Origin of the sequence: Spartinivicinus poritis (assembly GCF_028858535.1) — a bacterium.
GTDB lineage: Bacteria > Pseudomonadota > Gammaproteobacteria > Pseudomonadales > Zooshikellaceae > Spartinivicinus > Spartinivicinus poritis.
The window spans coordinates 1-9,077 of the sequence record NZ_JAPMOU010000091.1; the positions used below are offsets into that span (position 1 = coordinate 1).

9 protein-coding genes are annotated in these 9,077 nt (G+C 44.2%); 4 read left to right on the top strand and 5 right to left on the bottom strand.

The window, feature by feature from the left end; all coding sequences use genetic code 11:
- Positions 1–607 precede the first annotated feature (607 nt).
- Positions 608–784 carry a hypothetical protein gene (locus ORQ98_RS28020; RefSeq protein ID WP_274692137.1) on the bottom strand — a complete coding sequence of 59 codons (177 nt, stop codon included), beginning with the start codon at positions 782–784 and terminating at the stop codon, positions 608–610.
- A gap of 415 nt (positions 785–1,199) precedes the next feature.
- On the opposite strand from ORQ98_RS28020, the gene ORQ98_RS28025 reads away from it, so the two are divergent.
- A complete protein-coding gene (locus ORQ98_RS28025) occupies positions 1,200–3,986 on the top strand; it encodes a hypothetical protein (protein ID WP_274692138.1) in 2,787 nt (928 codons plus the stop codon).
- A 212-nt stretch (positions 3,987–4,198) separates the two neighbouring features.
- On the opposite strand, the gene ORQ98_RS28030 is transcribed toward ORQ98_RS28025, so the two are convergent.
- From ORQ98_RS28030 to ORQ98_RS28045, 4 genes are all read right to left on the bottom strand, one after another.
- Positions 4,199–5,665 carry a hypothetical protein gene (locus ORQ98_RS28030; protein ID WP_274692139.1) on the bottom strand — a complete coding sequence of 489 codons (1,467 nt, stop codon included), beginning with the start codon at positions 5,663–5,665 and terminating at the stop codon, positions 4,199–4,201.
- A 69-nt stretch (positions 5,666–5,734) separates the two neighbouring features.
- Positions 5,735–5,869 carry a hypothetical protein gene (locus ORQ98_RS28035; protein WP_274692140.1) on the bottom strand — a complete coding sequence of 45 codons (135 nt, stop codon included), beginning with the start codon at positions 5,867–5,869 and terminating at the stop codon, positions 5,735–5,737.
- 210 nt (positions 5,870–6,079) lie between these two features.
- On the bottom strand, positions 6,080–6,415 hold the full coding sequence (locus ORQ98_RS28040; protein ID WP_274692141.1) for a hypothetical protein: 336 nt from the start codon (positions 6,413–6,415) through the stop codon (positions 6,080–6,082).
- A gap of 5 nt (positions 6,416–6,420) precedes the next feature.
- Complete coding sequence (locus ORQ98_RS28045; RefSeq protein ID WP_274692142.1) at positions 6,421–7,071, bottom strand: AAA family ATPase; 651 nt, start codon at positions 7,069–7,071, stop codon at positions 6,421–6,423.
- Between the two features lie 166 nt (positions 7,072–7,237).
- On the opposite strand from ORQ98_RS28045, the gene ORQ98_RS28050 reads away from it, so the two are divergent.
- From ORQ98_RS28050 to ORQ98_RS28060, 3 genes are all read left to right on the top strand, one after another.
- Positions 7,238–7,765, top strand: a complete 528-nt coding sequence (locus ORQ98_RS28050) for a hypothetical protein (RefSeq protein WP_274692143.1) — start codon at positions 7,238–7,240, stop codon at positions 7,763–7,765.
- Positions 7,749–8,369 (top strand): hypothetical protein, encoded by a 621-nt coding sequence (locus tag ORQ98_RS28055; protein ID WP_274692144.1) that lies wholly within the window; start codon positions 7,749–7,751, stop codon positions 8,367–8,369. The genes ORQ98_RS28050 and ORQ98_RS28055 overlap by 17 nt, the downstream gene beginning before the upstream one ends.
- Positions 8,370–8,392: 23 nt before the next feature.
- Positions 8,393–9,077 (top strand): ProQ/FINO family protein (locus ORQ98_RS28060; protein WP_274692145.1); only part of this gene is annotated, 685 nt, incomplete at its 3' end.

Sequence of the window (9,077 nt, forward strand, 5' to 3'; positions counted from 1 at the left end):
AATGGCGGGTCGCAGGGTTTCTCGGTGCTGCTGATAGAACAACCACCAGGTGCTCATCACGGTGAGCATGCGTTTGTAAGGGGAGGGAAGGCGAATGGTGATAGGCCTAACCGTGAAGGTAGATATCGGTTAGCTGGGTCTGGCCAAGGAAGGTGAGGAAGACGTCATTTTGAGTCAGTGGACCACAGCGGTAACAGACGATCTGGTTTTCAAAAATAGGGGAATGGTCTTTTTCAGAAAAAGTGATCTTGCCTGCCTCAAAATCAAATTCCCGCTTACAACGTTTGCACTCGAGGTTAATAACAGTTTTTTTCTTTGGCATGAGTCATCATCCGCCTACAAAAAATGAGGCAGGGATAATAACAGAAGTAAAAGGTTACACCAATGGTGTTTAAGAAAGTTGGGCTAAGCAGTAGCGCCTACAGGAGAACTTCCGTTAAAAAGCCGCCGACGTAGTCGGCTTAACTTGATGGTTTCGCGACCTGAATTGTAATGCCAATGAGGAATCAATTCACTTCTAATCGATTGATTTTTATCACCTATTCACTGTTCTGTCCTGTACTTAGACCCAAGGTGTATAACTTACTGGGCCAATCCGAAAAAAATGCTATCCCCCTTCGCTGGCCTGACCTACTGATGAAAACCTTTGGTAAAAATCCGCTGGAATGCATCCTGTGCCAATCAAAGTTGGTGTTAATGGGAAAGCAGGTGGGGCTATCACAACAGGCACTTCACAAATACCATCGTGAGCTCGCTCTTCAAAAACCGATTGTTTGGGCTCCATAGGGAAAGTCCGCCTAACATTCAGGTTTGATTACAAAACAAACAGTTTTTTGCTGCAAATCAGTGAAACGTTGAGCAGAGATAAACTCATTCCGTGATCGTCTTTCTTTCGACTTATTAACTAATACATCAGTAGTCGTATAATTAAGCTTTAAAATTCCTAAGTATTAAATCAGCTCGGCTGTATAATTTTGCAAGTGGCTCTATTATTTTTATTTGTTCAAATATTGAGGTTGGCAGGCTTCTTCAACAGATATGAAACCCGCAACCAGTAGTACCAAAACACTATCGGTGTAGTTTATCAGTAGCTGAACAATTTATGCCTTAGCAGGATAAGTGGGTTCAAGGTAAAGTACTTTTTGAATTAATAGAAAATTTTCAACAGAACCCATCTAAACCATAGGATGAAAACTATAATGTCTAAAATGTCACAAGATATGATGTCTCAAAAAAGAGCACAGCTTTCATCAATAAATGATTTGTTGACCAACAGGAATTCAGCTACAGTCGTACGTGTACTTCAAGCCCATGAAATAACGGGTTACGATATGTATACCCTTATGACCGACCCGTCGTTTGTGAGGGCGCGGCTCAAAGGAGCAGCTCGCAGTGTATTGATAGGCGAGATCACTAAACGAGTTCGAGGGAAACCAGGTAAATATATCAATACACGGGAATTATCCGATATTCATAACCTGAACGACCAGAAGCTGAACATGCCTGCTGGATTACCATCAAAGATACTACGAGAAGCCAAACGTGATATCGGTAGGTTGACTAGCAATCGGGATAAGAGGGCTAAACTTGCTGGAGTGAAACTGGCCTTTGGTGTGAAGAGCCTCGTGGATGTCCAGGCCCAAAAAAAACAGCTAGGCAGGCTCGAAGAATTACGTATGAAACTTTACGATGCCATATCAACAACGTATCAGCAGGAACGGGAGGTTGATACAAGCTTGCCCTTTGACCCTGCCGGTCTCGAGGCACTTGGAGTGTGGGAGGTTGTTGGGTCAGGTATAAAACAACAATATGAGGCGGTGAGTGAAGCTATAGGGGATGCCCAAACCGAGCTTGTTTTATCTACCACCGTCGCGGGGGTTTCAACGTCGACTGCTGCCCTACAGTTTATAACAGAAACTAGTAAAATATTAGAAGTGAGACTCATAGATGGTCTCATTGGGAAGGATCTCCCGAAAATAATGGAGGAGGTTAGCGATGCTCTTAAAAGCACCAAAAAATTCAAATCACTACTTAGCTCTGGCGCTCAGAAAGTTGTAGGCGCTGGGCTTGCTCACTATGTAAGCAAATTCGCAGGAAAACTCGCAGCGAAAGTATCTATGGTCGGGGATGCACTAAGCTGTGGAATGGCTGTACACTCGCTGGTTAAGGCTAGTAATGAGTACGAGGTGGCGGATGGGGCGATTGACGCAGTTAGCTGCGGCCTCGACATTTTGGCTAATATAGCGGCAAAACTGGGACCCTTAGGTATGTTGGCTAGCGTGGTAATAAGCGCTATAAGCATGGTGGTTACTATTATAGGGCATGCCTTAGTCGCTGCCATAAAACGTATAAGAAATATAGAGAAATGGGTAACGCTTAGTGATGAAGAACGCTTATGGACAGTTTTGCAAGAAACTTTCTCATTCTTACCTGGGGTAGGACACGAAGCTGCACAAAGCCTCGAAGATGAAGGTGCAAGAAACCGCCAAATACGCCTAACAGACAGCCAGCAGAAAAAAGGTGTCATAAGTATTCTCTTGAGTAACCTGATTCAGGATGACCGGGGTAATTATAGATCAACGATACAGACATACGCCAAAGGTGGGGTTTACCATGCAGGTCGGACCTATAAAATATACGCACGATGCGGCCAGCTGAACTCACCATATGCGCCAAGAGTGCAACCCGGGGATAAGTCCCTCCTGCAAGATCTCTCACTAGACGAAGCCCTAAGTACCGTACGTAGTAGCCCAGGAGTGCTAATTGCTCTGGCGGGGTGCAGAGATGCCTCATCACCGCATTTCTGGATAGCCACCGATATCCAGCAGCGCACAGTAGGGGAGGAGCGCGAGGATGCGACCGCTAGGCCAGACCTATCATCCCTGGAGATGGGCGACTCCGTACACGTGGGGGGGCCATCACTACCGCCGGGCGAAATGGCAAGGAATGGTAAGGTCGAACGTGTGGAAACCGCTACCTCACGTGAATGGATGGGTGGCATAGACAAGTATCCAACCCCACTACCAAACATTAAATGCCTGAAGGCAGGGCAACGGGCGGAAGACTCTAAAACCTGCCAAGAACAGGGAGCTGGCGTCGTCGCCCTATACGAGCCAAGGAATCTTGGGGAAATGGGCGTAACTATACACTTGGCTAAAACCGACATAACGACTGCGGAAGTTAATGAAAAATTTATGTTCACGGATATCAAATTGTGGGGTGAGCATGACCGGATCACAGGGCACATGTCTTGGGGAAAAATGAGTGGTATCGATCGGGTACGAGCACTGAGCTCGGTGGCACACCAACGTTATACCTATGATAAAGCACCCATACTACATATTGATAATACGTCTGTGGTCAACCCAGGAACATATTTTGTGGATACCGACCAGGGTGCTGATGTAGTAAGCGTTGACAAAACTTCTGGAGGTGGTGGGACATTCGTTCTAAATAAAGGCAGAAAACACATCACTGGGGGGGACGGCGATGACCTATTCGTTTACAATGAGATAGACGTCAATCCCGCCATATTTATGCCTCCTGATGAACAGTCACGTGCCTTAAAGCACAGTGAGTTTATCGCCACTGTAAATAGGGCCGTGCCTTTAGCTGACATCAGACCTGATTATCTGGTGGGAGATGCTACTGATTATGCAGACACCGAGAGCACTGTTGACCCCGATGATTCGTTTACTGCTGGCCGGCTTTTTAGCAAGGGCGGCGTATGGAATTACGGTACAGGGAAATGGGACCCTAGCTATGATGAAATTAACGGAGGTGGGGGAAGGAACACCGTTGCTATTCCAGGCACAGAGGCACTGGTGCCGCTGAAAATGCCTAGGCCTTTTCAGCTTAAGAGCTACCCTGATAGGCATTCAGACAATTATTGGTTAATTATAGAAGCTAATGATATCGTGGCACCTATTGCTCGATTGAGGAATATCCAAAAAATAGGATATCTGGGTAGTGACAGCTCCCAGTGATGGGCGTTGTTGAATAAATCGAAAAATCAGGCGCCCTGAGGCCTTCAGCTTATTAATTATCCAATTTTCACTGATATTGGCATACCAATGTTGATTTGCACTTAAAATTGGGCATAGTTCAAAAATAGGGGTTTTGAGTGAACAATGGGCGAGCAGATATCTACCACAGCAGTAGTATAAATTTGAACGATCAGAGTAAATGAGGAAATGAGTTAAGCGGGCTTTTTAAACCGCTGATACCCTAACAGTTCTAACCAGTGACGGTGTGGTTCGCCTGTTAAGGCTTCCGCTGGGGTTTTCCCGATCAGATGAGTGTGATGACTCCGCTGAAATGGCCGATGATTTAAAATGAATTGTCGAAGCACCAACTGCCTATTATTGAAGGGTTTTCGTTGATCGATAGTCAGCCGGAGTCGGCTATTGAAGTTTTCAATCATGGCGCTACAACGATGGGTGCGAGCCATAATGGCTAATACTTCATCTTCAATACACTCATACTGCTCCCCTAAGCGATCTGCTAAGGGTTGAGAATGCTGGTGGTAAGCTAGGGCTTGGCACTCAAATCGCGTGTTGTAACAGATGCCCCACACGTCTTCGATAGACACCTGATAATCAGCGGTTATTTGCTCAAAGGCTTCATGAAGGGTATGACTCACCGCCAGTAAGTGTTGCTTCTGGTTTTTCAGTGAACTGACGTAAGCAGCAATACGGCGATGCTGGGTTTTCAGGGCCGATAACTCCTCCACTATAAAGTCATACAGCCTGCCTCGCTCATTGGGCTTGATACCAGGCAACTGCAGTACATCATATAGCAACCAACCACAAAGGGTATTCACCAATTCATACAGTTCTTGTGTTTTACTTAGTCGGCTGTTGGCGGCAGTCAATTTTGCCGAGAGGCGACGACCTTGCTTCTTAGCTTTTGCCTTCTCCATTCGTGATTGAAGTTTACTCACCGCTGTTGTCGCTGATGCTGTTTGATTTTTTAAGGATCGCAATAATTTGTGGGTACTGGCAATGAGGTGAAAATGATCAAAGCGAAGCTGGGTGTCTGGCAACGCCGTCTCGAATCCAGCCTTCATCCCCATGGCATGATCGCAAATATACACAGCGGGTTGATAGCCTTGCGCCATCAGATCCATTAGGGATACCGCCCAGGTATCACCGTCTCGGCACTCTTCTTTGGTGAGCATGGCACAAAATCGAGAGGGAATATCAACCACCGCTAAAATCGGTTGATTCCAGTGATAAAGCTCATCGGTAGCACTGTTTTGAATGTGGCTTAAATCATAGCCCTGATTGATCTCCTGGGCTTGGTGACTGGCGACTTTCATCAGGTGAGCCACTTGCCCAAGGGAAATCGAGTGATCAAAAATATCGCGAATAAATTGCATCGCATCTCGGTAACTGGATTTACAGATGAGCACTAACGCTAACACGACCTGGTAGAGGAACGCTTTGGTCACTGGCACATAAAATAATACGTGACGGTCATCTCCTGTATCATCAAAGGCCTCATAAATGGCTTGCTTCGCTTTGTCTTGATGGGCATAGACGCAACCACGACTCACCCCGTGTTTATTGGCAGTATGGGTAATGGTCATACCACTCATGGCATCAAAGGCAATATTGATTTTTTGATCAGCTGTTAACCGGCGAGAGGATTGTACTGCTTGCATCGTATTGTTCGTGAGCATTCTGAATGGAGAAGCCATTCTAAACCGGAAGGGGTAAGTGCGGTGAAAAAGTTAGTGATGGCAGGGCAAAGTGTTCACTGGAATTGAACCATGTCCATTATCATTAATGGCCATTAGGGTGGCTAAGGTACGAACGGTTAAGCGTGGGTGCTGGGTAGACAGCTGAGTAAGCTTTTTGGTGTTCATAATTGGTACTTCTTATAGTTTTGTTTCAGGTTGAAGTACCAATAAGGATGGCAGAGAGCTGTGGAATATCAAGGGTTGTAGTATGAAATGAAATGTTATGCTTTAATTTGAAACGATATGATATCATTTCATATATAACAAGCTGATACTATTTAATATCAGCCTCAAATTTATCTAATATCAGAAAACATGATATCAACTGATATCATATCATTTATATTTAGCTAACTTCTTTAGTTCTGGTAGTAAAATAGCCTTTAACAACTGCTGTTTGCTTCTATGTTTGCAATTTTCAAATGCATCACCTAGAAGCTGATCTTCATAGCGATTCAACCTTAACAAGAATTGCTCTGTCGGCTTTTCATTCGGGTCAAAATCATTTTTAGGCTCAGCTGGAGTTGCAGCTGGCTCAACTTCTTTGACTTGTTGAACAGTTTTAACTGGCTCAGGCTCTTTCTTAGATTTTGTACCAGATATGAAGGCCTTTCTTTCTTCTGCTGAAAAAGTGGTTAGCTCTTCATCTGTGACTAATGAGTTCTTAGGCATTTTTGTTACTCAACTTCTGCAAATATCTTCTTAGCAAGTTTGTTCATTTCAAAAGCAGCTTTTTCGTCTTTATATTCAATCACACTCAAGCCGCTGTCCTCACATTCACGAAACGCTTTACGAGAATAAAGGCACTCATCCAGTATCTGCACAATTTCGATACCAGGTAATTCTTGAATCAGGCCAATACTTTCACGTTTTTCACTTGATAAATGGTGGGTAGACACTTCATTAAAAAACAGTATGCATTTAAGCTTACGATTCATCTTTGAAGCCTGGCTACAAAGCTTCAACATGTGTGGTGTGGTTTCTAAATTAAAGGTAGAAGGCTTTAGCGGCATTAGGAGTATGTCAGCAGCAAGCAAAGCTGATCTAAGCTCTTCAGAGTCACGTCCACCTGTATCTATAATCAAATCTTGATAACGATCTTTTAAGTCAAAAAGTGAATCGTATATATCGCCTGTTTTTTGTACACAATGTATCTTAGGTTCAGCTTCAGCTCTTGACCTTCTTAAAGCCCACTTTGAGGCTGAGGGTTGAGGATCTGCATCAATCAGCAAAACATCTCTACCTTGTTTAGCTCTCCACACAGCTAAATTTACTGCTGCTGTCGTCTTCCCGACGCCCCCTTTTTCTTCCCCCACAAGAATGATCATAAGCCCGCCTTTAAAAGTGATATCATATCATATTATTGCATTTAGTATTATTTATGCAACAATAGAAGCCTAACGAATGTACAACACTACGTGTAAAAAGATATCATTCAATCTAATCTGATCATAAATCAAATGATTTGATATCATATCATATAAAGGTAGCTGCATGTCTCTAAACAGCCACTCTAATACAAGTTCAGAGCGTCACTCTAAGACCACACTACAGATGCTGTTCGCCTACACTGGGGCGTCACTGAGAGTCACTCTATCAATAGCCCTATCTGTCTTATTGTTCTGGAGCATTTCAGAGAACAACTACTATAGTGCTCTGTTTGCTGGCTTGGCTTTAGCTTTTGAACTGGCCAAGTTCATGGCACTGCCAGAGATAGCACGACGCAAGCAGCGTAAAGATTGGGCTGGTGCACTGAGTGCCACTCTTTTATTTATCACCCTGGCAACAGCCAGTATCTTGGGTTCAATAGGTGGACTACAGAGTGACACTCAACGAGTGCAAGCAAACATTGCTCAGCAAGAACAAAAAAGAGTGTCACTCATTGAACAACGACAGTTGCTACTTGATGAGATTGCAGAGAATCAGAAAGCGATTGATAAGTATCAAGAACTTTGCTCAGCCTTTGCAGGAAAAGAACAAAGAGTTGCGTCAGCAAGCTGCGGACATGCAAGACAAGATTAGTACTGTTGGTGTTGCCCATGAAACGCCCATGACTGCGCTATTAGGTGCTATCGCTACGGCTGTAGGAGAAGACAAGGCAACAGTTCAGGTGTATGTATTCATCTTATTAGCTGTTCTATTGGACTTGGTGGCCAGCTTCTTTATTGAGCTAATCCGTGAGGAAAATCAATTCAAAGCGTCATTAGTTAAAAAGCCACAAACTACCAAAGTTGCTAAAGCGGAAGAGGGTGACACCCCACCAAAGCCCAGAAAGCCCAAGGTAAAAAAGAGTGTCACTCTGGAAAAACCCAAGCCAACGCCACCCAAGTTGGAGATAGTGAAATCAGAAAAGAGTGGCACCCCAGCAGTTGAAGCTAAACAACAAGAGTTGCAGTTGCCTGAATCCAATGTGGTCAACATCAAGCGCGCTTCTGCTTTAGAAAAGTACCAGGCTGTAAAGAAGGCTGTTAGTAAATTGCCTGTAGGGGAGGGTGTCTATAAACGGCAGATGATGAAGGCTTTCCAGCTTGGTCAGAAAACCGTCGATAAACACTACAGGTGGTTAATAAGAGACGGGCTTGTTGTGCAAGATGCTGAAACTAAGTTATTTTACCGGGCAGCTTAAGCCTACAGTTTAAAAGTACAAACATGCGAGACCCGGACACAAACAAAACCAAAGTGGTTGTGAGGAAAAAAAGGCGTGTGGTGGTTCCTAATGCAGAAACACCACAAGCCAAACCTGACGACAGTAAGCGCGAGCCATTAAAGCTTAAGCAGCGGCTGAATAAGCCAAAGGCCATATTATCAACCCAGGTACAAAAAAAGCTTTCAATCAAACCAAAAGCCAAGCCTGTTGCTAAGGTAAAGCCTAAACGGCAAAAAAAGAAAAAAGAGCCAGTAGAGTTACCACCACCGCCTAAGTGCAGCACTAAAAAAGCTTTACGCATTTTGCGCGAACGCTTCCCTAATGCATTCAATGATGAGCTAAAGCCGTTAAAGTCAGCGATTGCTAATGATGTATTTAAGTTGGTTAATGATGTGATGTCACAGCAAAAGCTACGACATGCAATTAGGGCTTATCAGCGAATACCCCAACATATGCTCAATGAAGCAACAGCAGATATGCCAGTGTTAGACAAAGATGGCAATATACGTGATGAAGTCACGCAAATCCTAGCAGAACAAAGAATGAACAGGATTAAGTCAAGGGCAGAGCGGGGCAAATTAAACGAGCAAAGAGTATTGGAGCTACTAGATGTAGTAGTGTCATTACCGAGGGAAACTGACGGACTAATTACCAAGGGACTTTGTCGTAATAGGCTAACAACGGCTG

What these genes read in the sequence shown, in the direction of transcription:
- ORQ98_RS28030 (WP_274692139.1), bottom strand. Translation starts at nt 5,665, where the DNA reads ATGCAAGCAGTACAATCCTCTCGCCGGTTAACAGCTGATCAAAAAATC.
- ORQ98_RS28050 (WP_274692143.1), top strand. Translation starts at nt 7,238, where the DNA reads ATGTCTCTAAACAGCCACTCTAATACAAGTTCAGAGCGTCACTCTAAG.
- ORQ98_RS28055 (WP_274692144.1), top strand. Translation starts at nt 7,749, where the DNA reads ATGCAAGACAAGATTAGTACTGTTGGTGTTGCCCATGAAACGCCCATG.
- ORQ98_RS28025 (WP_274692138.1), top strand. Translation starts at nt 1,200, where the DNA reads ATGTCTAAAATGTCACAAGATATGATGTCTCAAAAAAGAGCACAGCTT.
- ORQ98_RS28045 (WP_274692142.1), bottom strand. Translation starts at nt 7,071, where the DNA reads ATGATCATTCTTGTGGGGGAAGAAAAAGGGGGCGTCGGGAAGACGACA.
- ORQ98_RS28020 (WP_274692137.1), bottom strand. Translation starts at nt 784, where the DNA reads ATGGAGCCCAAACAATCGGTTTTTGAAGAGCGAGCTCACGATGGTATT.
- ORQ98_RS28035 (WP_274692140.1), bottom strand. Translation starts at nt 5,869, where the DNA reads ATGAACACCAAAAAGCTTACTCAGCTGTCTACCCAGCACCCACGCTTA.
- ORQ98_RS28040 (WP_274692141.1), bottom strand. Translation starts at nt 6,415, where the DNA reads ATGCCTAAGAACTCATTAGTCACAGATGAAGAGCTAACCACTTTTTCA.